The following is a 22932-nucleotide window of genomic DNA, read 5'->3' on the forward strand; positions in this document are numbered from 1 at the left end:
GGTGTGCTCCCGGACGTCGAAGCCGGCGTACGACCAATGTAGGCCCGCCACCCCCGCCCCGCTCGGCTGCCGCGCCTCCCGGAAGGTCGCGGTCGTCGCCCGGGGCACGACGGGCGGGCACCCCGGCGGAGCCGTCAGGTTCGGGTCGGGACGCCGGTGAGGGCGGTGACGACCGGGTCCAGGGCCTGGTGTATCTCGTCGCCGATGGAGCGGAAGAACGGCAGGGGTCCGCCGTAGGGGTCGTAGACCTCGTCCGCCTCGGCGGTCGGGGCCAGCAGCCACCCGCGCAGCGCGGCGGCGGCGCGGACCAGGGCGCGGGCGCGCATGACCAGGCCCTCGTCCACCGGGGGCAGGGTCGCCGGGTCGATCGCGTTCACCAGGCGGGTGAACTCCTTCAGCGTGAAGGTGCGCAGGCCCGCCGAGTGGCCCATGGAGATGACCTGGGCGCGGTGGTCGCGGGTCGCGGTCAGCACCAGGTCGGCGCGGATCACGTGGTCGTCCAGCAGTTCACGGCCGGTGAAGCCGGAGGCGTCCGCGCCGAAGTCGGCCAGCACGGTCTCCGCGTGGGACTCCATCGGCGCGCCCTCGTGCCCCCAGGTGCCCGCGCTCTCCACGATCAGCCCGCCGCCCAGGAGGCCCAGCCGCTGGCTCACGAAATGCCGGGTCAGCCGCTCGGTGATGGGCGAGCGGCAGACGTTTCCGGTGCTGACGTGGAGGATGCGGAAGGTGTCGCGCGGAAACCCGAAGGTGGTCGTCTCCTCCGCGCTGCGTTCCCCGTTGCCTATGCCACGCCCCGACTCGGGGGCCGTCAATTCGCCACCTCGAGGTCGGGTACCACTTTGCGCAGCTCCTCCGGCGAGATGGCGCCTTCGCGCAGCAGCACGGGCACGGGGCGCGTGACGTCGACGATCGACGAGGGGACGATGCCCGGGGTGGGCCCGCCGTCGAGGTAGACGGAGACGGAGTCGCCGAGCATCTCCTGGGCCGCGTCGCAGTTCTCCGGCGCGGGGTGTCCCGTCAGGTTGGCCGAGGAGACGGCCATCGGGCCGACCTCGGTGAGCAGCTCGATGGCGACCGGGTGCAGCGGCATGCGGACGGCGACCGTGCCCCGGGTGTCGCCGAGGTCCCACTGGAGGGACGGCTGGTGCCGGGCGACCAGGGTCAGCGCGCCCGGCCAGAACGCGTCGACCAGTTCCCAGGCCTGCTCGGAGAAGTCCGTGACCAGGCCGTGCAGGGTGTTCGGGGAGCCGATGAGGACGGGCGTGGGCATGTTGCGGCCGCGCCCCTTGGCCTCCAGGAGGTCAGCGACGGCCTCGCCGGTGAACGCGTCGGCACCGATGCCGTAGACGGTGTCCGTCGGCAGCACCACGAGCTCGCCCCGGCGGACGGCGGACGCGGCTTCACGCAGACCGGTCGCGCGGTCGGTCGTGTCGTTGGTGTCGTATCGCCGAGCCATCTGGCGGGCCTCCTCGTACACATGCGGCTGGGGGTGGTCGAAGTCTGCCGGACGGTCACGGCAGCGCCTTGCGGGCGGTGGCGAACCGGGGCCGGTTGTTCAGGTCGGGGTGGTCTGCGGCGTCGGTCCAGCCGCGGTCCTCGGCGAAGATCCACGGGACCTGGCCGCCCTGGGTGTCGGCGTGCTCGACGACGACCACGCCGCCGGGGCGCAGCAGGCGGTGCGCGGTGCGTTCCAGACCGCGGATGAGGTCGAGGCCGTCCTCGCCGGAGAACAGCGCCAGGCCGGGGTCGTGGTCGCGCGCCTCGGGGGCGACGTACTCCCATTCGGTGAGCGGGATGTACGGCGGGTTGGAGACGACGAGGTCGACCTGGCCGTCGAGGTCCGGGAAGGCCGTCAGGGCGTTTCCCTGGCGCAGCTCGACGCGCGAGCCCTCCATGTTCCTGCGGGTCCACACGAGGGCGTCCTCGGACAGCTCCACGGCGTACACGCGGGAGCGCGGCACCTCCTGGGCGAGGGCGAGCGCGATGGCGCCCGAGCCGGTGCACAGGTCGACGATGCACGGCTCGACGACGTCCATGGCCCGTACCGCGTCTATGGCCCAGCCGACGACCGACTCGGTCTCCGGGCGCGGCACGAACACCCCGGGCCCCACCTGGAGTTCGAGGTAGCGGAAGTAGGCGTGCCCGGTGATGTGCTGGAGCGGTTCGCGCGCCTCGCGGCGGGCGACGACCTCCCAGTAGCGGGCGTCGAAGTCGGCGTCCTGGACGGTGTGCAGCGCGCCGCGTTTGACGCCGTGCACGAACGCGGCGAGCTCCTCCGCGTCGGTGCGCGGCGAGGGCACGCCCGCGTCGGCCAGCCGCTGGGTGGCCTGGGCCACCTCCGCGAGCAGCACGCTGCGGGGGCTCGGGGGTCGCCCCCCACTATGTTGCTGCACGCTCATCCTCCGGAAGTTCTTGTACGGCCGCTGCGGCGGTACGGTGTCCGGGCCCCTCGCGCGGCCCGGACAGCGGGCCGGGTGCTCAGGCCCGGTGGGCCGGCCTCATGCCGCGGCGAGCTTGGCGGCCGAGTCCGCGTCGACACAGGCCTGGATCATCGCGTCCAGATCGCCGTCCAGGACCTGGTCCAGGTTGTACGCCTTGAACCCGACGCGGTGGTCCGAGATGCGGTTCTCCGGGAAGTTGTAGGTGCGGATCTTCTCGGAGCGGTCGACGGTGCGGACCTGGCTGCGCCGGGCGTCCGCGGCCTCCTTCTCCGCCTCCTCCTGCGCCGCCGCGAGCAGCCTGGAGCGCAGGATACGCATCGCCTGCTCCTTGTTCTGCAGCTGGCTCTTCTCGTTCTGGCAGGAGGCGACGACTCCGGTCGGCAGGTGCGTGATGCGCACGGCGGAGTCGGTGGTGTTGACGGACTGCCCGCCGGGTCCCGAGGAGCGGTAGACGTCGATCCGCAGGTCGTTCGGGTTGATCTCGACGTCGACCTCCTCCGCCTCGGGGGTCACCAGGACACCCGCCGCGGAGGTGTGGATGCGGCCCTGCGACTCGGTGGCGGGCACCCGCTGCACGCGGTGCACACCGCCCTCGTACTTCAGCCGGGCCCACACGCCCTGGCCGGGCTCGGTGGCGCCCTGGCCGCCCTTGGTCCTCACGGAGACCTGGACGTCCTTGTAGCCGCCCAGCTCGGACTCCGTGGCGTCGATGATCTCGGTCTTCCAGCCCACGCGCTCGGCGTACCGCAGGTACATGCGCAGCAGGTCACCGGCGAACAGGGCGGACTCGTCGCCGCCCGCGCCCGCCTTGACCTCGAGGATGACGTCCTTGTCGTCGCTGGGGTCGCGCGGGACCAGCAGCAGGCGGAGCTTCTCGGTGAGCTTCTCGCGCTGCTTCTCCAGGTCCTTCAGCTCGGCGGCGAAGTCCGGGTCGTCCGCGGCCAGTTCACGCGCGGTCCCGATGTCGTCACCGGTCTGCTTCCAGGTGCGGTACGTGGTGACGATCGGGGTGAGTTCGGCGTAGCGCTTGTTCAGCCTGCGCGCGTTGGCCTGGTCGGCGTGGACCGACGGGTCGGCGAGCTTCGTCTCCAGGTGGGCGTGCTCGGCGACGAGTTCCTCGACGGCCTCGAACATCTTGGGCTCCTGCTGGTACGTGGGTGAAGGGGCGGACCAAAAACGCCGGTCCCGGCCTGCCCCGGGCGGGAGCGCGGCCGTGGACCGGCGAAATGGGGCTCGCTACTTCTTGGAGCCGGCGGCCTTGCCGAAGCGGGCCTCGAAGCGGGCCACACGGCCACCGGTGTCGAGGATCTTCTGCTTACCCGTGTAGAACGGGTGGCACTCGGAGCAGACCTCGGCCCGGACGGTGCCGGACTCGATGGTGCTGCGGGTGGTGAACGACGCGCCGCAGGTGCAGCTGACCTGCGTCTCGACGTACGCGGGGTGAATGTCGCGCTTCAAGGTGACTCCTAGGTTCGGGAGGGCGCCGGGTCGCCGCCGCGGGATGCGGGAGCGTGAACCGGAGCCGACGTACCAGTCTGCCAGGACTGGTGCCATCCCCCCAAACCGGGGGCCGCCGCCTTTTGTTCCCGGCGCGCCGGCGCCGGCTCCGCGGGGCCTTCGGCGCTGCTCACGGGGCGCCCGCGACGTCCCCGGCCTCGCCGGTGGCCGTGTCGTCCGTGGCCGTCCCCGGGATCGGCTCGTCGTTCCTCAGGGCGTCCCAGACCAGCCGCGCCTTCTGCGGCTCGGGCACGAGGCGGTTGGGGTCGGCGGGGTCGTAGCGCACCGGCATGGTCACCATGTGCAGGCCGGCCGGGTCGATGTCGCGCAGGCCGGCGGCGAAGGACATCAGGGAGTTCACCGAGCCCAGGCCGGTGTCGGTGGTGAGGGCCCGGGTGGCGGTGTCGGCGATGTCGTGGAGCTTCCCGGGGTCGGCGAGGAGGCCGACGTCGTCCACCTGCTGGACCAGGGCCCTGACGAAGGCCTGCTGGAGCTGGATGCGGCCGAGGTCGGAGCCGTCGCCCACGCCGTGCCGGGTGCGGACCAGGCCGAGGGCCTGCGCGCCGTCGAGCCGGTGGGTGCCGGCGGCGAGGTGCAGGTGGCTGTCGGGGTCGTCGATGTCCTCGGTGGTGGTGATCTCGACGCCGCCCAGCTCGTCGACGAGCTCCCGGAAGCCGCTGAAGTCGACCTCCAGGTAGTGGTCCATGCGCAGGCCGGTCATCGACTCGACGGTCTTGACGGCGCAGGCGGCCCCGCCCGTGGCGTACGCGGAGTTGAACATCACGCCGTCCGCGGCGGGGTGCCCGCCGCCTTCGGTGCCGGTGCACTCGGGACGGTCGACGAGGGTGTCCCGCGGGACGGACACCACGGAGGCCTCGTCCCGTCCCTCGTGGACGTGCACGATCATCGCGGTGTCGGAGCGGGCCGTGCCGTCGTCGGTGCCGCCGCCGAGCTTCCCGTTGCCGCCGGAGCGGGTGTCGGAGCCGAGAACGAGGATGTTCTCGGAGCCGTCGTCGGCCTTCTCGGGCCGGTCGGCTCCGAGTGTCCGGTCGATGTCGACGCTCCTGAGGTTGCCGTCGAGGGTGACGTACACGTATCCGAGGCCGGCGCCGCCGAGGGCGAGGACGAGGGCCGCGGTCCACGCCACGACCTTCATGCCCCGCCACCTGCGGCTGCGGCCCCCGGCCCGCAGGCCGTCGGTCCGGTGCGTGTTCTCGGCAGACATAGGCGGCTCCCGTCCGCCCGGGTACCCCCTTCGACCACACCGGAACCGGCCGTACCACCCCGTCCGCGGCGTCGTCCGGAACCACAAGGGCCGCGCCCCGGATGTCCGGGAAGCGGCCCTGGTGAGGAGACGGGTGTGGCGAACGGCGGACGTCAGTCGCCGTTGCCGGGCGTCGGCGTCGTCTTCTGGATCTGCAGCAGGAACTCGCCGTTCGACTTCGTCTGCTTCATCTTGTCGAGGAGCAGCTCGATCGCCTGCTGCGAGTCGAGTGCGTGCAGCACCCGGCGGAGCTTCCAGGTGACGGCCAGCTCGTCGCTGCCGAGCAGGATCTCCTCCTTGCGGGTGCCGGACGCGTCGACGTCCACCGCGGGGAAGATGCGCTTGTCGGCGAGCTTCCGGTCGAGCTTGAGCTCCATGTTGCCGGTGCCCTTGAACTCCTCGAAGATCACCTCGTCCATGCGGGACCCGGTGTCCACCAGGGCGGTGGCGAGGATGGTCAGCGAGCCGCCGTCCTCGATGTTGCGGGCCGCTCCGAAGAAGCGCTTCGGCGGGTACAGCGCCGTCGAGTCGACACCACCGGAGAGGATGCGGCCGGAGGCCGGGGCGGCGAGGTTGTACGCACGGCCCAGACGCGTGATCGAGTCGAGCAGCACGACGACGTCGTGACCCAGCTCCACCAGACGCTTGGCGCGCTCGATGGCGAGCTCGGCGACCGTGGTGTGGTCCTCGGCCGGACGGTCGAAGGTCGAGGAGATGACCTCGCCCTTCACCGACCGCTGCATGTCGGTGACCTCTTCCGGACGCTCGTCGACGAGGACGACCATCAGGTGGCACTCGGGGTTGTTGTGCGTGATCGCGTTGGCGACCGCCTGCATGATCATGGTCTTGCCGGTCTTCGGCGGGGCCACGATCAGACCGCGCTGGCCCTTGCCGATCGGCGACACGAGGTCGATGATCCGCGTGGTGAGGACGCCGGGGTCGGTCTCCAGGCGGAGGCGGTCCTGCGGGTACAGCGGGGTGAGCTTGTTGAACTCCGGGCGACCGCGGCCGTGTTCGGGCGCCATGCCGTTGACGGAGTCGAGGCGGACCAGCGCGTTGAACTTCTCGCGCCGCTCGCCCTCCTTCGGCTGGCGCACCGCGCCGGTGAGGTGGTCGCCCTTGCGCAGGCCGTTCTTGCGGACCTGGGCGAGGGAGACGTACACGTCGTTCGGGCCGGGCAGGTAGCCGGAGGTCCGGATGAACGCGTAGTTGTCGAGGATGTCGAGGATGCCCGCGACCGGGATCAGGACGTCGTCCTCGGTGATCTGCGGCTCGGAGGTCATCTCGTCGCGGCCACGGCGGCCACGGCGGTCGCGGTAGCGGCCGCGACGGCCGCGACGGCCGCCTCCGTCGTCGTCGTAACCGTCGTCCTGACGGCCGCCGCCCTGCTGCTGGTTCTGCTGACGGCCCTGGCCGCCGCCCTGGTTCTGCTGCTGGTCGTCGCCCTTGCCCCGACGGTCCCCGCGGTCGCCGCGATCCCCGCGGTCACCCCGGTCTCCGCGCTCGGCACGGTCACGGCCGCGCTCGCGGCGGTCACGGCGGCGGCCGTCGCCGTCGCCGTCGGACTTGCCGTCGCCCTGCGACGAGGACTGCTGCGACTGCGCCTGGCCCTCGGCCTTCGCGTCGCTCTTCGTCTCGGCGGGGGCCTGCTCGGCCGCAGCGGCCGGAGCGCCCGCGTCCGCGGTGGCCCGGCGACGGCGCTCGACGGGGGCCTCGGCGGCGGGGGCCTGCTCGGCCGGGGCGGAGGCCTTCGGGGAGGGCTGGCCGGGAATGTCGATCTGCTGCTGGGCGGCGGCCTGTTCGGCGGGGGCCTCGGCAGCCGGCTTCTTCTGGGCGGTGTCGCCCGTACGGGTCCTGGAGGTGGTGCGGCGCTTGGGCTTGGTCTGCGCCGGCTCGGCCGGGGCCTCGCTCTTCGGCGCGGCGGAGCCGCCCGACGCCTGCGCTTCCTTGATGACCTCGATCAGCTGGCTCTTGCGCATGCGCGCGGTGCCCCTGATGCCGAGGCCGGAGGCGACCTGCTGAAGCTCGGCCAGCACCATGCCCTCGAGGCCGGTACCGCGGCGCCGCCGGGAGCCGGCACCGCTGGCAGGCGCGGAGGCGTCCGTGGCGGGCGCGGCAGCGGTCTCCTCGACACGTGCGCCCATCAGATCGGTGGTGTCGCTCACGAAGGGTCCTTCCCTGGAGCGGACGTCGGCCTGTCTGGCTCGGCGACCGGTTGTGCTGTCCGGCTTCGGTCCTTGCTGTGCGAACCGTGCCGGGGCGGTGGTCCGCCTCGACGGCGGAAGGGATATCTGGTGATGGCGCTTCCCCGAGCCGTGGCATCCAGTGTCACGTGGCGCGGTCGCACCGGTTCCGGAGCGTGCCCGGCGGGCCGTTCGGTGTCCGCGTACGACGTACTGCCCGCGTACGAAGCAGAGAACACAGTTGGGCTTGGGGGGCTCCCGGAAGAATGTCTGTCCCGAGCGGGGACACGAGGCACCTCGCCATGGTGGGGTGCGGGTGCAGACTTGAGATTAACACTACCGGATCCAACAAACATTCCCCCTCTCCTTGTCCGGCAACCGTGTGTCAGGTGGCGAGCGGAAGCACGCTCGCTCCCTGCGCATCGAGGCCGAGCCGGTTGGCGGCCCAGTCGTTGCCCGCCAGCGCTTCGACCTTGTCGGCGGTTTCCGCGTCGGCCAGCGCCATGACGGTGGGGCCCGCGCCGGAGATCACCGCGGGGACGCCGTCCGCGCGCAGGCGCTCGACCAGCGCCGCGCTCTCGGGCATGGCGGGGGCTCGGTACTCCTGGTGCAGACGGTCCTCGGTGGCGGGCAGCAGCAGTTCGGGACGCCTGGTCAGAGCCTCGACGAGCAGGGCGGCGCGGCCCGCGTTGGCGGCGGCGTCGCCATGCGGCACGGTGCGCGGCAGCAGGCCGCGCGCGGTCTCGGTGAGGACGGGTTTGCCGGGTACGAACACCACCGGCACGACGGAGGCGGCGGGCTCCATCCTGATCGCGCGGGCCGCGCCGCTCTCCATCCAGGAGAGGGTGAAGCCGCCCAGCAGGCAGGCCGCGACGTTGTCGGGGTGGCCCTCGATCTCGGTGGCGAGCTCGAGCAGCGCGGTGTCGTCGAGCCTGGCCTCGGCGCCTATGGTCACGGCGCGGGCGGCGACGATTCCGGCGCAGATGGCGGCGGAGGAGGAGCCGAGGCCCCGACCGTGCGGAATGCGGTTGGCGCAGACGATCTCCAGGCCGCGCGGCTGTCCGCCGAGCAGGTCGAAGGCGGTGCGCAGGGAGCGTACGAGCAGGTGGTTCTCGTCGCGGGGGAGGGTTTCACCGCCTTCACCGGCGATGTCGATGTGCAGCCCGGCGTCGGCCACCCGGACGACCACGTCGTCGTAGAGGCCCAGCGCGAGGCCGAAGGCGTCGAAGCCCGGACCGAGGTTGGCGCTGGTGGCGGGGACGCGCACCCGGACGGCGGCGGCGCGGAACGCGGGACCGGCCATCGCTCGTTGACTCTCCTTGAGCTGGTGACGGTGACGGTGGCAGCCGAAGAGTGCCGGACTGCCGAACTGTCGAATGACATTCGATGACGTACACAACCCCGGGGACCGCCGCCGGCCGGGGTGGCCGACCGCTTCCCGAACCCCTCCCGGCTCCTCCGGGGCCCCCGCGGACCGTGGTCCGGACCACGGGAGGACGCGGGACCGCGGCATGTGCGGCGGACGGGTTGAGTACAGCCTATCGAAGGAAGGTTCTGTGTCGACATAGGGCGCACGGGAGGCGCACGATGCGTGTCGCAAGCCCTCCGTGCCTCCCTCAGGGGGAACTTCCCCGGACAGGCGCCTTCTTACGCCCGTCCTGCCGGCGCGTGCTGCCGCCGCCGGGCGGGGAGGGCCCGGGGCGGGCGGCCGGAAGGCCCGTGGCGCGGCGCCCCGGGCCTTCCGGTGGCGGCGGTCAGGCCAGTCCGAGCCGCTCGGCCGCCGTCGCGGCGTCCACGGGGACGGTGACCGGCTGCGGCGCCCCGGCGACGGCCCAGTCCGGGTCCTTCAGACCGTTGCCCGTGACGGTGCACACGATGCGCTGTCCCGGGTCGACCTTGCCCTGCTCCGCGGCCTTCAGCAGGCCGGCGACCGACGCGGCGGACGCGGGCTCGACGAAGACGCCCTCCTGCGAGGCCAACAGCCGGTAGGCGCGCAGGATCTCACGATCCGTCACCTCGTCGATGACACCGCCGGACTCGTCCCGCGCGGCCAGCGCGTACTGCCACGAGGCGGGGTTGCCGATCCGGATGGCGGTGGCGATCGTCGCCGGGTCCTTGACGACCTCGCCGCGCACGATCGGGGCGCTGCCGGAGGCCTGGAATCCCCACATCCGGGGCTTGCGGGTGGAGACGCCGTCGTCGGCGTACTCGCGGTAGCCCTTCCAGTAGGCCGTGATGTTGCCCGCGTTGCCCACCGGCAGGACGTGGACGTCGGGGGCGTCGCCCAGCATGTCCACGATCTCGAAGGCGGCCGTCTTCTGACCCTCGATACGCACCGGGTTGACCGAATTGACCAGCGCCACCGGGTAGTTGTCGCTGAGGGCGCGGGCGAGGGTGAGGCAGTCGTCGAAGTTGCCGTCGACCTGGAGGATCTTCGCGCCGTGCACCAGGGCCTGGCCCATCTTGCCGAGCGCGATCTTGCCCTGGGGCACGAGCACGGCGGAGACCATGCCGGCGCGCACCGCGTAGGCGGCGGCGGAGGCGGAGGTGTTGCCGGTGGAGGCGCAGATGACGGCCTGCGCGCCCTCCTCCTTGGCCTTGGAGATGGCCATGGTCATGCCCCGGTCCTTGAAGGACCCGGTCGGGTTCGCGCCCTCGACCTTGAGGTGGACCTCGCAGCCCGTGCGCTCGGAGAGCACCCGCGCGGGCACGAGCGGCGTGCCGCCCTCACGGAGCGTCACGACCGGCGTGGTGTCGGCGACCGGCAGCCGGTCCCGGTACTCCTCGATGATTCCGCGCCACTGGTGGGTCATTGCTGCTTACTCTCCTTCAACCCGCATGATGCTGGCGACACCACGCACGGTGTCGAGCTTGCGCAACGCGTCGACGGTGCCGCTGAGGGCCGCGTCGGACGCACGGTGGGTGACGACGACGAGGGAGGCCTCCCCGTCCTTGCCCTGCTGGCGAACCGTGTCGATCGAGACACCGTGCTCGGCGAACACGGTCGCGACCTGGGCGAGAACGCCCGGTTTGTCGGCCACGTCGAGGCTGATGTGGTAGCGCGTGACGACCTCGCCCATCGGGGAGACGGGCAGCGCCGCGTAGGCGGACTCGCCCGGTCCGGTGGTCTCGCCGAGCCGGTTGCGGCAGACGGCGACGAGGTCGCCGAGGACGGCGGAGGCGGTGGGCGCCCCGCCGGCGCCGGGCCCGTAGAACATCAGCTGCCCGGAGGCGTCCGACTCCACGAACACGGCGTTGTAGGCGCCGCGCACGGAGGCCAGGGGGTGGGTGAGCGGGATCATCGCCGGATGCACCCGCGCGGTGACGGATCCACCGTCCGCGGCCCGCTCGCAGATGGCCAGCAGCTTGATGGTGCAGCCCATCCCCCGCGCCGAGGCGAAGTCGGCGGCGGTGACCTCGGTCATGCCCTCACGGTGCACGTCGTCGAGGCGCACGCGCGTGTGGAAGGCGATCCCGGCGAGGATGGCGGCCTTGGCGGCGGCGTCGAAGCCCTCGACGTCGGCGGTCGGGTCGGCCTCGGCGTACCCGAGCGCGGTGGCCTCGTCGAGCGCCTCCTGGTAGCCGGCGCCGGTGGTGTCCATGGCGTCGAGGATGAAGTTCGTCGTGCCGTTGACGATGCCGAGCACCCGGTTGACCTTGTCGCCGGCGAGTGACTCGCGCAGCGGTCGGATCAGCGGGATGGCACCGGCGACGGCGGCCTCGTAGTAGAGGTCCTTGCCGTGCTCCTCGGCGACGGCGTGCAGCGCGGCACCGTCCTGGGCGAGCAGTGCCTTGTTCGCGGAGACGACGGACGCGCCGTGCTCGAACGCGGTGGTGATCAGCATCCGCGCCGGCTCGATCCCGCCGATGACCTCGACGACGACGTCGAGGTCGCCCCGTTTGACCAGGGCGGTGGCGTCGGTGGTGACGAGCTCCGGGGCGATGCCCTCGCGCACCCTGTCCGGACGCCGCACGGCGACCCCGGCGAGCTCCACCGGGGCCCCGATGCGGGCGGCGAGGTCGGCGGCCTGCGTCGTCATGATGCGCGCCACCTCTGAGCCGACCACTCCACAGCCCAGCAGCGCCACCTTCAGCGGACGCGTACGCATCATCCGACCTCGTTTCCTGATTACCGTCTAGGTTGCACCAGTCTCACTCACCGGACGGAGGATTCTTCCCTATGTCCGAATCGTGAGACATCAATTCCATCGGGAAGCAGGAAGAACCGAAGATCTTCCGCCGCTCCTTCTCCGCTTCCTGCTCTGCTTCCTTCCTGGTTCCCCTGGCCGCCTCCGGCGTCTCCCCTCACCCGACGTCGAGGCGGAGGAGGTCGTCCTCGGTCTCGCGCCGGACGATCGCCCGCGCCTCACCGTTCGCGACGGCGACGACGGGCGGGCGGAGCACGTGGTTGTAGTTGCTCGCCATCGACCGGCAGTACGCCCCGGTGGCCGGTACGGCGATCAGGTCGCCCGGCGCCAGGTCCCCGGGCAGGAAGGCGTCGCGCACCACGATGTCGCCGCTCTCGCAGTGCTTGCCGACGACCCGGCAGAGCATCGGCTCGGCGTCGGAGGTGCGGGAGACGAGGGAGACGCTGTAGTCGGCGTCGTACAGCGCGGTGCGGATGTTGTCCGACATCCCGCCGTCGACGGAGACGTACGTGCGCAGCCCGTCGAGCGGCTTGATGGTGCCGACCTCGTACACGGTGAAGGCCGTCGGCCCGACGACGGCCCGCCCGGGCTCGACGGAGATGCGGGGGGTGGCGAGATGGGCGGACTCGCACTCGCGGGTGACGATCTCGGTCAGCGCCTTGGCGATCTCGTGCGGCTCGCGGGGGTCGTCGTCGCTGGTGTAGGCGATGCCGAGGCCGCCGCCGAGGTCGATCTCGGGCAGCTCGACCCCGTGCTCGTCCCTGATCTCCCTGAGCAGCCCGACGACCCGGTGGGCCGCGACCTCGAACCCGGACATGTCGAAGATCTGCGACCCGATGTGCGAGTGGATCCCGATGACCTCGAGACCGTCCAGCTGGAGCGCCCGCCGCACGGCCTCGGCGGCCTGCCCGCCGGCCAGCGGGATCCCGAACTTCTGGTCCTCGTGCGCGGTGGCGATGAACTCGTGCGTGTGCGCCTCGACGCCGACGGTGACACGGATCTGCACCCGCTGCCGCCTGCCGCGCGACTGCGCGATGTGCGCGACCCGGACGATCTCCTGGAAGGAGTCGAGCACGATCCGCCCGACCCCGGCCTCGACGGCCCGGGTGATCTCGGCCACGGACTTGTTGTTGCCGTGGAAGGCGATCCGGTCGGCGGGCATGCCGGCGGACAGGGCGGTGGCCAGCTCCCCGCCGGAGCAGACGTCGAGGTTCAGCCCTTCCTCGTGGAGCCACCGCACGACGGCCCGGGAGAGGAACGCCTTGCCCGCGTAGAACACGTCGGCGTCGTCCCCGAAGGCGGTGCGCCAGGCCTGCGCGCGGGCCCGGAAGTCGGCCTCGTCGAGGATGTAGGCGGGGGTGCCGAACTCCTCGGCGAGCCGCGTGACGGAGACCCCGCCGACGGTGAGCGCGCCGTCCTCGTCACGGCTGACGGTCTGCGCCCACACCTTGGGGTCGAGGGCGTTGAGGTCGGCGGGCGGTGCGGAATAGTGCCCCTCGGGCAGGACGTCGGCGTGACGGGGCCCGGCGGGGTGTGCGGAACGGCTCATTCTTCGCGTGCTCTCTCAAAGATGGTCGGGGGCGTCGATGCCGAGCAGGGACAGGCCGTCGGCGAGCACCGTCCCGGCGGCTTCGGCGAGCGCGAGCCGGGCGCGGTGGACGGCCGAGGGTTTCTCGGCGCCGAGCGGCAGCACGGCGGGGAGCAGGGGCTGCGTCGCATCGGCGACGGTGACGAGATGCCGGGCGAGCCGGTCGGGAGCACGGTGCCGCGCGGCGGCCGCGAGGACGCGGGGGTGGTCGGCGAGGGCGGTGAGCAGCGGCCGGGTCCCGCTCACGCCGACGGGGCCGGGCACGGGGCGGAACCCGAGGTCGGCGGCGTTGCGCACGAGGGCACGGGTGCGGGCGTGGGCGTACCGCACCCGGAAGAGGGGGTTGCCCTCCCTCTGCTCCAGGTGCTCGCCACCGATCCGCGGCCGGTCGTGCGCCGCGGGCCGCAGCAGCGCCCAGCGCGCGGCGTCCCGGCCCAGCGGCAGCGGGTCGGCGGGGGCGGGCACGGGGCGGACGGGCACGGGGACGGGAGGGCGGCCCTCCTGACCGCCGGCGCTCTGCTCGTACTCGAGGGAAGCACCCCCGGCGGCACCCCCGGAGCCGCCCTCGGTGCCGCCCTCGATGGCGCCGTCCCCGAGCACGACGCCCCACTCGGACGCGGGCGGGGCGTCGAAGCCGACCCGCACGGGATGCCCCTGGGCCCGCAGGATCCGGGCCAGCGCGTCGAGGTGCACGAAGGCACGCACGTCAGCCGCACCACGCAGCAGCACGGGCTCCCGGCTCCCCGCGGGGAGGTGCCCGTAAGGGGTGTCCCCCGCGCCGAGGATCTCCTCCACGAGGGCGACGGACGCGTCGGCCCCCCGCAGGCTGATGTTGAGGAACCCGGGTCCGGTGATGACGACATCGCCGATGCCCTCGGCGCGAAGGAGACGGTCCCGGAGAACCCCGGCCACGTGCTGCGGCGTCCGTCCGGCCGGCCGGGCCAGCTGGAGGGCGACGCCGGTGGCGTACTCCCCGCACCCTCCGGGTCCCGGCGGCGCGACGACGACCCGCTCGGGCACGGCCACGCTCAGCTCCCCGTCGTCGACAGCACGGCGCACCGCGCGCAGCACGGTGCGGGAGAGCTCGACGGGGGTCACGGGGACAAGGGTAGGGGAGGAGGGGGGTGGGGAGGCGAGTCGGCTCGGCCGGGATCCCGCGATGTGGACGCCCGCACGGACGGACCGGGCGGCGCGGCTACCCGGGAGCGTGCCCGGCGGCCCGCTCGGCACCCCCGAGGCCACCGCCGTTGCTCGTCCCACCGCCGCCCCCGCCGGCCCCCCGCCTCCGCCGCTCGACCAACTGCCCTACCACCCGCACGAGTTCAGCGGGGTCGAAGGGCTTGGCGAGGAAAACATCCACCCCGACGTCAAGCCCGCTCTCGACCTCGTACCGGGTACAGGCACTGATGATGGCGAGCGGGAGGTCCCGGGTCCGGGGATCGGAACGCAGCCGGGCCGCGGTCCTGAGCCCGTTGAGCCGCGGCATGGCGACATCGAGGGTGACCAGGTCGGGCCGCACCTGATGAACGACTTCCAGACACTCGGCACCGTCGGCCGCGGTCACGACCTCGAAGCCCTCAAGCTCGAGATTGACCCTGATCAACTGCCGGATGACCTTGTTGTCGTCCACAACAAGCACCCGGCGCGACGCCCCTGGCACCACTCGAGAGTAGGTCGGGACCGGCCACCGCGTCCGCGCTTTCCCCACTTCCACCCCCAGGGGTGGCCCCTCGAACGCACAGGGTGACCCCACCCCTCCCCCGCGCCGCGGAAAACGGGTTCATGACCACCCCGCCGGAACTGGTACTGTTCTACCCGTCGAAGCGATCACCGCAACCGACACGCCCCCGTAGCTCAGGGGATAGAGCAACGGCCTCCGGAGCCGTGTGCGCAGGTTCGAATCCTGCCGGGGGCACTTCGCATGAGGTGCCCGAAGACCCCGTCAGCAGCGCTTTCGCTGAGGCCGGGGTCTTCGCGTAGGTGCGGGCGTGTGCCGCAGGGAGCAGGCGTGTGCCGGACTCGGGTGTTCCAGGGGTCGCCTTGAGGCGCGACTCGGCCATCGAGCGTTTCCGGCCCCGGTGTGAACAGGTCAGACGGGACGTGAGGGGGCACGAGCGCCGGCCGCCCGCAGGGTCACGGTGGCCGCGACGCCCGCGAGGGCGCCCCAGAGCAGTGCGGCGGTGACCCCCTCGCCGAGACCGGACGCCGCGTACAGCAGCCCCGAACGCATCTGCGTCCCGTCCGTCGTCATGCGCAGCGCCTGCTCGGCCAGCAGCCCAAGGACGACCGCGCAGACCCCGCCCGCCGCCATCGCCGGGACGGACACCCGGGTGAGCAGCCCGGGCAGCCACCGCAGGGCGCACCAGACCACGACGAGGAGCAGGACGTCTCCGAGGCGGTACAGGAGCCAGTCGCCGAGCGGTGTGCCGGCCGGGCCGGACCAGGCTCCGAGCAGCAGCCACTGGCGCAGCAGGTCACCCGGTTCGGCGAGCAGTCCGCCGCCGGTGAAGGCCGTCTGGAGGGTGGCGGCGTTCGACTGGTACGACAGGACGACCAGGGACACCGCGACCACCGCGGTTCCGACGGTGGCGGCCAGCAGGGCGGCCCGCGCCGGAACGTCCTCGCGCGGCTGGGGCCCGGCGCCCTTCAGCGCCGGCCGCGCCACGAGCACCGCCCACGCCGCCGCGGCCAGCGCCACCGGCACCACGATCGGCCGCCCGGCCGAGGAGAGGGACGCCAACTGCGGCAGGAACTGGTAGCTGCCGTGCCCCTGGGCCGCGATGAGCCAGGGGGCCGACACCGTCACCGCCAGGGTCCCCGCCACCAGACCCCAGGCCCACAGCGCGAGCAGTGCGGCCCACGTCCGGCCGCGCTCCGGGGGAAGCCGCCGGAGCAGGAGGAGCGCTCCGGCCGCGTAGAGGACGAACACGGCGGCGAAGCGGATCTGGATCGCCGTGTGGTGCAGGCCGAGATAACGGGAAGCGTCGGTCCCGTCGAAGGAGCCACCCGTGGTCCCGCCGGAGGGTTCGTACGCCCAGGGCAGCAGCCAGCCCCGGAGGCGTGCGACGGTCTCGTGGCCGAGAACGTCGGCGGCGCCCTCCAGGTGCAACGCGTCGGCGCTCGCCCCCGCCCACCACAGGAGCAGCGTCACCATCAGCCCGCCCGCCACCGCCGGTATCACCGCGCGCCGGTATTCCATCTCCCGCCCCCGTGTTCGCTTGCTGTCACCACAAGTCACCGTGGCTCAAGGGACCTTACGTGGCCGCGGTCACATGCGGATCACAGCCTCGCTTCGTCCCGCCCGCGCTGCCGGGCCCCTTCGCCGTCCCTCCGGGGCCGGAACGCATGCCGTCGTGACCGTCGTACCGGGTCCAATGCCACAATGGCGTGCCATGTCTGCCACACCTGCCCTCAGGGACCAACGGCTCCGGCGCTGGGAGCAGCGCACCGGCGGCTGGCTCATCGGCCTCGCGCTGGTCTACCTCACGGCCTACGCGGTGCCGATCCTCGACCCGGGACTGCCCCGCGCCTGGCGTGACGCCGCCGAGACCGTGACCTTCGCCATCTGGGCGCTGCTGGCCGTCGAGTTCGTTCTGCGCTTCGCCGTGGCCGGCAGCCGGTGGCAGTTCCTCAAGGTACGGCTGTTCGACCTGGCGACCCTGGTCCTGCCGCCGCTGCGCCCCCTGCGACTGGTGACCCTCGTGTTCATGGTGGTGCGCCGCAACGCCTCCACCCTGGGCCGGGTACGGCTGCGTCTGGGCACCTACGTGGCGGCCTGCACGGCTCTGCTGCTGTTCCTCTCCAGTCTGGCGATCCTCGACGTCGAGCGGCGCAACCCGGACGCCTCGATCACGACGTTCGGTGACGCCCTGTGGTGGTCGCTGACCACGGTCACCACCGTCGGTTACGGCGACCTCTATCCCACGACGACCGAGGGGCGCCTGATCGCCGTCGCGCTGATGGTCGGCGGCATCGCGCTCGCGGGTCTCGTCACCGCGACCCTCGCGTCCTGGTTCATGGACCGGTTCTCCGAACTCCGCGCCAACGAGGCCCAGACGACCAGCGAGATCTCCGCCCTCGCGGAAGAGGTCCGCCGCCTCCGCGAGGAACTGCACGCCCAACGCCCCACCGCCCCGTCCGCTTCCGCGGAAGGGCCGCACACCGCTGGAACGAGCGGCCTCGAAACCACGTCCGGCAGCACCCCCGGCCTGGACACCGGCACCGCGGACGGCACCCCCGGCGCGTCCGGGGCCCGCGCCCCCTCCCGCCTCGCGTAGCCCGGCCGCGGAGGGCGAGGCACCCGGCCGCCACGATCGGGCCGCCCGGCAGGCCGCCCGCACAAGAGGAACGTCATGATCTTGATGGCCTTTCCGGCAGGCCAGGACTCGTTTCGGGGCCGCGCGGACGTCCAAGCGTCTGGGCACGCAGGAGATCTTGTGATGTCCTGCTCCCCGTGGCCGGTGTTCTCTCAGCCTTGATCGCAGTTCTGGGGACTCTCCTCGGTGTTGCCGTGACGCACCTGTTCCAGCGCCGAGCGGCTGCACGCGACCAGATGGTCGCGGCTCAGCGGCAGCTCCGCAGCGAACGCATGACCGTGTACAGCGACTTCGCCGGGACAGTGACCGAGTTCAGGCGGGGCCAACACGACCGCTGGCATCGCAGGGACGAGGATCCCGACGGCCCCGCCTGTCTCGAAGCTCGCGTCGAGGCGTACCGCCTTCGTGGAGTCGCCCTTCACGCACTGTTCCGGGTCCAGCTCATCGCAAGCAGCCAGACAGTGATCGATGCCGCGCGGCATGCCTACGAACTGACGGCCGGGGTGCACGAAGCATCCGACAGGACGGAACTGAGTGCGCTGGGCAACCGGGCACGGGACGCGTTGGAGCACTTCGTGAAACTCGCGTCCTCCGATGTGCGCTAGCAGCGGGGAAGCCCTGGGCGCCTCCGGGCAGATCAAAAGCCTCCGTCCCCGCCGGAGCGGTTCACGATCCGGCGGGGAGCGCGCCGGCGGGGAACATTCCGGTGCCGCTCCGCGCTGACCGTAATGTCCCGCCGGAGGTCCCGGACAGGACACCTGCCGGGCCCAGCGGACAGGACACCCGCCGGAGTTGCCGGGCCGGCCGGCGCAAAGGAGTGTGAGACGGATGACGACGACAGGACGCGACCTGGCCACCGCCACCGCGACCGAGACCCCCTCGCTCGTGACGGCCTGCGGGCGCAGGATCGCGGTGCGGTGCCTGCGGCTCGCGCCCGCGGACCGGCCCATCAGCAGGGTCACCCTGGACGTGGGCCAGGACCAGGGGGGCGGGCCGGGGACGTGGGCGGCACTCACCGCCGACGAGGCGCGTGACCTGGCCCGCCTGCTTCTGCTGCACGCCGGGCTCGCCGAGCGGGGCAACGGGCCCGTCGGGCCGCCGCAGCCGGGGGTTCCCTCCCTCTGACCTCGTTCGGGCGTTGCCCAGGAGGCCCACGCCACGGTGAGCACGGCTTCGCCGCGGGCGTGGCCCCGCGCCATGGGGCCTACCGACTCGGACGCCTCGGCCCCCTCGGCCCCCTCGGCCAGGGGGTTGTCGCAGCCGTGTGATCGTGCACCGGTCCGCTGCCCGCCACCCGACGCACGCCGTCAGATCCTGGTCACTGCGGTGTGCCCGCCGCACAGTGCTGCGATGTCCTCGGGATCAAGGGCCCCGACGCCGGTGACGGCGGTGAGGCCGGTAGTTGGCCGGTAGTTGTTCGGGTGCCGTGGGTATCACGCTGATGTGCGCTGCCGTGTGTCGCGGATTCCGGGTGGGAACGGGGGGATCGTGGTCGAGCCTGACAGGGGCTGGGTGACGTTGAAGGAGTGGGCCGCCCAGGTGGGGTACAGCCACGGCTACGTGGTGCACGTGATGCCTCGTCACTACCCCGGCTTCCCGGCCCCGGAGCGCGCTCGCCGCGGGGTGAGCGCCAAGGGCGGGGGCGGGGGCAGCGCGTGGTACGACCCGGTCAAGTTGGAACCGTTTCGTCCGCGGCGAGCCGATCCGGTGGAGCTGAGGGAGGAGGACCTGGACCGTGAGGTGACGCTGGGAGGGTTCGCCAAGCTGATCGGAGTGGACGGCCGCAGCGTGACGCAGATCAAGGACGACCGCCCCGACACCCTTCCGAACACGGTGGACGGACGGCGGTGGTACCCGAGGGCGCGGTTCCACGTACGCGACCTGCTGCTGATGTGGAACAGCCGCCCGGGACCGGGACCGGGCTCGGACAAGAGGCGTCCGCCGCTTCCCTGGAGCGTGGACGGGTAGAGGGCCGGTACGCCGACGGGGACGAGCGGCCAGGACACGGTGACCGGGCAGCATGCCCGGCAACTCGGCGGACCGGCGACCGCAGGTGATCTGCACCCGGGGGCGACGACTCCTGCTGAGATCTCGTGGGATCTCGCGGCTGGTGGCCCTGGACAAGAGGGAGCGATCGCCGCAGTGAGCGCCCACCCCACTCTCACAGGCGCGGTCCCTCCTCGGGCTCGGGCGTGGAGGTCCTCGCGGCCGCGGGAAAGGCCGCCGGGCCGATTTGGACGGTGACGCTCGGGTGTGCGGTCAGGCCGAGGCACCGGGCTGGACGCCGAAGCGGTGCATCGAGCAGCAGAACCGGCCGCTCCGACTCCGGCTGAGGTGAACAGTGCGGATCCGTGCACACATCTGAGGTCGGAGCAGGCCGAGGATGCGCTTCACCACCGGCCGAAGCCCGATGCACTGCGAATGAACCCGGTGGCGGTCGTCGTTCCGCGCAGGGACCGGGGCTGCGTGGCACCGGTTCCCGGGCTTGCGGCCGCAGAAGGCCCGGTTACCCACCGGATTCGGGGAGGCCCGGTCACCCACCGGGATGGGGGAGGCCCGCTCGCCCACCGGGATGGGGGAGGCCCGCTCGCCCACCGGGATGGGGGAGGCCCGCTCGCCCACCGGGATGGGGTTGCCCGCCCTGATCGGGCATGGCCTCTCGTGCGGGCGAGGACCGGAGCCGGGGCGCGCTTCCCGTCGTCACGAGGTGTGGCGGCCCAGGAGGACGAGTTCCTGGTTGAGTTCGGTGAGGAAGCGGGTCACCGTCATCAGTTCGTCCTGGGTGAAGCGGACCCGGGCCGCTTCCGTGCTCTGCGCCAGAGGGCGGAAGAAGGCGCCGGCGACGGCCCTGGCCGCCTGCTCGTAGTGCAGATGGACCACGCGGCGGTCGCCCAGGGCCCGTACGCGGCGGATGTGGCCCGCCTTCTCCAGGCGGTCGACGCATGCCGTCACCGCGCCGGACGTGAGGTCGAGCTGGTCGCGCAGCCTGCCGGGTGTCATGGGGCCGTCGGCCGGGTCGGCGTCCAGGATCGCGACGAGCGCCTGCACGTCGGTGAGGTGCAGGCCCTGCGCCTGGGCGAACTCGTGGGCGATGCGGTTGAACTCGGCGTTCATCCGGCGCAGCAGGACCGCGAAGCTCTGCAGCCCCGTCGGGTCGTCCCCGGAGTGGGAGGGCGGGGGGCTCTCGGTGCCGGACATGCGTTCAGTATATATTTGTTCAATAATTGAGATACTCGATGATTGACTTATCTCTGCTCGCGTCGTCTCCTCTCCTTCCGTTCCGATGCCACTTGGGGATTCAATGAGGACCACACCAACCCGGGGCCGGTGGCTGGTGCCGCTCGTTCTGCTGATCGTCTGGCTGGGGGTGGGCGGCACGCTCGGCCCCTACGCGGGCAAGCTGGGCGAGGTCGCCACCAACGACCAGGCCTCGTTCCTGCCGCAGAGCGCCGAGTCCACCAAGGTGCTCGAAGAGGGTGCGGCGTTCGAACAGGCCGGGGCGTCGCGCGATGTGCCCGCCATCGTCGTGTGGACGGCCGAGGGGGGCGGCCGGGTCACGGAGGCCCAGCAGGAGGAGGCCACGCGGGCCGTCGGTGCTCTCGCCGGCCGGCCCGGGGTCGCCGGTTCGCCGTCGCCCGCTCTCGTCTCCGACGACGGGCAGGCCCTGCAGGCGGTCGTCCAGCTGGAGCCGGATCTCGACGAGGAGTTGCCCACCGTCCTGGACGAGGTCCGGGAGGCGGCCGGGAGCGTGCCGGGGACCACGGCGCAGATCGCGGGGCCGGCGGCGAGCCAGGCCGATCTCTCGGACGCCTTCGCGGGGATCGACGGGCTGCTGCTGGGCGTGGCGCTCGCCGCCGTGCTGGTGATCCTGCTGCTCGTCTACCGGAGCGTCCTGCTGCCGTTCCTGATCATCCTCGGGTCCGTCTTCGCCCTCGGGCTCGCCTGCGCGGTCGTGTACGCGCTGGCCGACCGGGACGTCGTCCGGGTCGACGGCCAGGTGCAGGGCATCCTCTCCATCCTCGTCATCGGCGCCGCCACGGACTACGCGCTGCTGCTGACCGCCCGCTTCCGCGAGGAGATCACCCTGCGCGGGGACCGGGTCGAGGCCGCGGTCGCCGCGGTGCGCCGCTCGTTCGGGGCGATCACGGCCAGCGCCGCCACCGTGGCGCTCGGCCTGCTGGCGCTGCTCGCCAGTGACCTCACCAACAACCGCGCCCTCGGGCCGGTCGGCGCCATCGGCATCGTGTGCGCGGTGCTCTCCACGCTCACCTTCCTGCCGGCCGTGCTGGCCCTGCTGGGGCGTACCGCCTTCTGGCCCTCCCGCCCGAAGGAGGCCGGGAGCACGCCCTCCTCGGACGCCCCCTCGGACGCCCCCGCGGAGGGGCACGGAGTGTGGCACCGGGTCGCCGCGACCGTGGACCGGCGGCCGCGTGCCACCTGGGTGGTGACCGCCCTGGTGCTCGCCCTCTTCGCGGCCTTCTCCCCCACCCTGTCCTCCAAGGGCGTGCCGTTCGAGGAGATCTTCGTGGGCGACGCCTCCTCGGTGACCGCCCAGGAGACGCTCGGTGAGCACTTCCCCGGCGGCTCGGGCAACCCCGCCGTCATCATCGCCGACGCCGGCAGCGCCACCGAGGTGACGGCCGCGGCCGAGGAGACCGAGGGCGTCGCCTCGGCGGCCCCGGTCTCCGCCTCGGGGCGGCCCGGCGGCGAACCGCTCGTCGCCGACGGCCGGGTCGAGATCGCCGCCACCCTCGAGGACGGCGCGGACAGCGACGCCGCCAAGGAGACCGTCGAACGGCTCCGCGACCACGTGCACGCGGTCTCCGGGGCCGACGCGCTGGTCGGCGGTTACACGGCGCAGCAGTACGACACCCAGGAGACCGCCGCCCGGGACCGTGCGGTGATCGTGCCGATCGTGCTCGCCGTCATCCTGCTGGTCCTCGTCCTGCTGCTGCGCTCGCTGCTCGTACCGGTGCTGCTGGTGGCGACGGTCGGGCTCAACTTCCTGGCGACGCTCGGGGTGTCGGCGCTCGTCTTCGAGCATCTCCTCGGCTTCTCGGGCACGGACGCGTCGGTACCCCTGTACGGGTTCGTGTTCCTGGTGGCACTGGGCGTCGACTACAACATCTTCCTGATGTCCCGGGTCCGGGAGGAGGCGCTCACGCACGGCAGCCGGCAGGGCGTGCTGCGCGGGCTCACCACGACCGGCGGGGTCATCACCTCGGCGGGTGTCGTCCTCGCGGCGACGTTCGCGGCCCTGATGGTGATTCCCCTGGCCTTCCTGGTCCAGATCGCGTTCATCGTGGCCTTCGGCGTCCTGCTCGACACCCTCGTGGTCCGCTCGCTCCTGGTGCCCGCGCTCGTGATCGACATCGGCCCCCGGGCGTGGTGGCCGAGCGCCCTGGCCCGGAAGGGCGACGCGGATGCCGGTGCCGGCACCGGCTCCGGGTCCCCTTCCGGTTCCGGGGCCCCTTCCGGTTCCCGGTCCGGCTGAA

The 22932-nt window shown here is 72.5% G+C and carries 20 protein-coding genes and 1 tRNA gene; 6 read left to right on the top strand and 15 right to left on the bottom strand.

Features of this window, described 5'->3' with window-relative positions; genetic code table 11:
• Positions 1–134 precede the first annotated feature (134 nt).
• From ORI94_RS11825 to ORI94_RS11885, 13 genes are all read right to left on the bottom strand, one after another.
• Positions 135–812, bottom strand: a complete 678-nt coding sequence (locus ORI94_RS11825; RefSeq protein ID WP_266074473.1) for a protein-tyrosine-phosphatase — start codon at positions 810–812, stop codon at positions 135–137.
• The gene (locus ORI94_RS11830) at positions 809–1456 is read right to left on the bottom strand and encodes an L-threonylcarbamoyladenylate synthase (RefSeq protein ID WP_266074474.1); all 648 of its coding nucleotides are present in this window, start codon (positions 1454–1456) and stop codon (positions 809–811) included. Before ORI94_RS11830 ends, ORI94_RS11825 begins: the two co-directional genes overlap by 4 nt.
• 55 nt (positions 1457–1511) lie before the next feature.
• Positions 1512–2399, bottom strand: a complete 888-nt coding sequence (gene prmC / locus ORI94_RS11835) for a peptide chain release factor N(5)-glutamine methyltransferase (protein WP_266074475.1) — start codon at positions 2397–2399, stop codon at positions 1512–1514.
• 99 nt (positions 2400–2498) lie between these two features.
• The gene (gene prfA, locus ORI94_RS11840) at positions 2499–3575 is read right to left on the bottom strand and encodes a peptide chain release factor 1 (protein WP_266074476.1); all 1077 of its coding nucleotides are present in this window, start codon (positions 3573–3575) and stop codon (positions 2499–2501) included.
• A 102-nt stretch (positions 3576–3677) separates the two neighbouring features.
• Positions 3678–3899, bottom strand: a complete 222-nt coding sequence (gene rpmE / locus ORI94_RS11845; protein ID WP_007499053.1) for a 50S ribosomal protein L31 — start codon at positions 3897–3899, stop codon at positions 3678–3680.
• A 169-nt stretch (positions 3900–4068) separates the two neighbouring features.
• A complete protein-coding gene (locus ORI94_RS11850) occupies positions 4069–5163 on the bottom strand; it encodes an LCP family protein (RefSeq protein ID WP_266074477.1) in 1095 nt (364 codons plus the stop codon).
• 152 nt (positions 5164–5315) lie between these two features.
• Positions 5316–7367: a transcription termination factor Rho gene (gene rho / locus ORI94_RS11855; RefSeq protein ID WP_266074478.1), complete on the bottom strand. Its 2052-nt coding sequence runs from the start codon at positions 7365–7367 to the stop codon at positions 5316–5318.
• Between the two features lie 403 nt (positions 7368–7770).
• Positions 7771–8688 (bottom strand): homoserine kinase, encoded by a 918-nt coding sequence (gene thrB, locus ORI94_RS11860; protein ID WP_266074479.1) that lies wholly within the window; start codon positions 8686–8688, stop codon positions 7771–7773.
• Between the two features lie 451 nt (positions 8689–9139).
• Positions 9140–10198: a threonine synthase gene (gene thrC, locus ORI94_RS11865; protein WP_266074480.1), complete on the bottom strand. Its 1059-nt coding sequence runs from the start codon at positions 10196–10198 to the stop codon at positions 9140–9142.
• Between the two features lie 6 nt (positions 10199–10204).
• A complete protein-coding gene (locus tag ORI94_RS11870) occupies positions 10205–11497 on the bottom strand; it encodes a homoserine dehydrogenase (protein WP_266074482.1) in 1293 nt (430 codons plus the stop codon).
• Between the two features lie 193 nt (positions 11498–11690).
• On the bottom strand, positions 11691–13082 hold the full coding sequence (gene lysA / locus ORI94_RS11875) for a diaminopimelate decarboxylase (protein WP_266074483.1): 1392 nt from the start codon (positions 13080–13082) through the stop codon (positions 11691–11693).
• 15 nt (positions 13083–13097) lie between these two features.
• Positions 13098–14219 (bottom strand): ArgS-related anticodon-binding protein NrtL, encoded by a 1122-nt coding sequence (gene nrtL / locus ORI94_RS11880; RefSeq protein ID WP_266074484.1) that lies wholly within the window; start codon positions 14217–14219, stop codon positions 13098–13100.
• 97 nt (positions 14220–14316) lie between these two features.
• Positions 14317–14829 carry a response regulator gene (locus ORI94_RS11885; protein WP_266074651.1) on the bottom strand — a complete coding sequence of 171 codons (513 nt, stop codon included), beginning with the start codon at positions 14827–14829 and terminating at the stop codon, positions 14317–14319.
• Between the two features lie 135 nt (positions 14830–14964).
• Between ORI94_RS11885 and ORI94_RS11890 the strand changes: the two genes are divergently transcribed.
• Positions 14965–15036, top strand: a tRNA-Arg gene (locus ORI94_RS11890).
• A 174-nt stretch (positions 15037–15210) separates the two neighbouring features.
• Here ORI94_RS11890 and ORI94_RS11895 read toward each other — a convergent pair.
• On the bottom strand, positions 15211–16320 hold the full coding sequence (locus ORI94_RS11895; protein ID WP_266074486.1) for a hypothetical protein: 1110 nt from the start codon (positions 16318–16320) through the stop codon (positions 15211–15213).
• 193 nt (positions 16321–16513) lie between these two features.
• On the opposite strand from ORI94_RS11895, the gene ORI94_RS11900 reads away from it, so the two are divergent.
• From ORI94_RS11900 to ORI94_RS11915, 4 genes are all read left to right on the top strand, one after another.
• Positions 16514–17398: a potassium channel family protein gene (locus ORI94_RS11900; RefSeq protein WP_266074487.1), complete on the top strand. Its 885-nt coding sequence runs from the start codon at positions 16514–16516 to the stop codon at positions 17396–17398.
• 176 nt (positions 17399–17574) lie between these two features.
• Positions 17575–18042 (top strand): hypothetical protein, encoded by a 468-nt coding sequence (locus ORI94_RS11905; protein WP_266074489.1) that lies wholly within the window; start codon positions 17575–17577, stop codon positions 18040–18042.
• 223 nt (positions 18043–18265) lie between these two features.
• A complete protein-coding gene (locus tag ORI94_RS11910; RefSeq protein ID WP_266074490.1) occupies positions 18266–18562 on the top strand; it encodes a hypothetical protein in 297 nt (98 codons plus the stop codon).
• 363 nt (positions 18563–18925) lie between these two features.
• Positions 18926–19405, top strand: coding sequence for a hypothetical protein (locus ORI94_RS11915; RefSeq protein ID WP_266074491.1), 480 nt, complete (start codon positions 18926–18928; stop codon positions 19403–19405).
• Between the two features lie 732 nt (positions 19406–20137).
• Here ORI94_RS11915 and ORI94_RS11920 read toward each other — a convergent pair.
• Positions 20138–20635: a MarR family winged helix-turn-helix transcriptional regulator gene (locus ORI94_RS11920; RefSeq protein WP_266074492.1), complete on the bottom strand. Its 498-nt coding sequence runs from the start codon at positions 20633–20635 to the stop codon at positions 20138–20140.
• 103 nt (positions 20636–20738) lie between these two features.
• Here ORI94_RS11920 and ORI94_RS11925 point away from each other — a divergent pair, with 103 nt between their 5' ends.
• Positions 20739–22931, top strand: a complete 2193-nt coding sequence (locus ORI94_RS11925; RefSeq protein ID WP_266074493.1) for an MMPL family transporter — start codon at positions 20739–20741, stop codon at positions 22929–22931.
• Position 22932: the final 1 nt, after the last annotated feature.

The sequence above is a fragment of the Streptomyces sp. NEAU-W12 genome (assembly GCF_026242095.1).
Taxonomy (GTDB): domain Bacteria; phylum Actinomycetota; class Actinomycetes; order Streptomycetales; family Streptomycetaceae; genus Streptomyces.

Excerpts from the sequence above, each read along its gene's own strand:
- ORI94_RS11830 (WP_266074474.1), bottom strand. The coding sequence starts at position 1,456 with ATGGCTCGGCGATACGACACCAACGACACGACCGACCGCGCGACCGGT.
- prmC (WP_266074475.1), bottom strand. The coding sequence starts at position 2,399 with ATGAGCGTGCAGCAACATAGTGGGGGGCGACCCCCGAGCCCCCGCAGC.
- prfA (WP_266074476.1), bottom strand. The coding sequence starts at position 3,575 with ATGTTCGAGGCCGTCGAGGAACTCGTCGCCGAGCACGCCCACCTGGAG.
- ORI94_RS11850 (WP_266074477.1), bottom strand. The coding sequence starts at position 5,163 with ATGTCTGCCGAGAACACGCACCGGACCGACGGCCTGCGGGCCGGGGGC.
- thrB (WP_266074479.1), bottom strand. The coding sequence starts at position 8,688 with ATGGCCGGTCCCGCGTTCCGCGCCGCCGCCGTCCGGGTGCGCGTCCCC.
- thrC (WP_266074480.1), bottom strand. The coding sequence starts at position 10,198 with ATGACCCACCAGTGGCGCGGAATCATCGAGGAGTACCGGGACCGGCTG.
- ORI94_RS11870 (WP_266074482.1), bottom strand. The coding sequence starts at position 11,497 with ATGATGCGTACGCGTCCGCTGAAGGTGGCGCTGCTGGGCTGTGGAGTG.
- lysA (WP_266074483.1), bottom strand. The coding sequence starts at position 13,082 with ATGAGCCGTTCCGCACACCCCGCCGGGCCCCGTCACGCCGACGTCCTG.
- ORI94_RS11895 (WP_266074486.1), bottom strand. The coding sequence starts at position 16,320 with ATGGAATACCGGCGCGCGGTGATACCGGCGGTGGCGGGCGGGCTGATG.
- ORI94_RS11900 (WP_266074487.1), top strand. The coding sequence starts at position 16,514 with ATGTCTGCCACACCTGCCCTCAGGGACCAACGGCTCCGGCGCTGGGAG.
- ORI94_RS11910 (WP_266074490.1), top strand. The coding sequence starts at position 18,266 with ATGACGACGACAGGACGCGACCTGGCCACCGCCACCGCGACCGAGACC.
- ORI94_RS11920 (WP_266074492.1), bottom strand. The coding sequence starts at position 20,635 with ATGTCCGGCACCGAGAGCCCCCCGCCCTCCCACTCCGGGGACGACCCG.
- ORI94_RS11925 (WP_266074493.1), top strand. The coding sequence starts at position 20,739 with ATGAGGACCACACCAACCCGGGGCCGGTGGCTGGTGCCGCTCGTTCTG.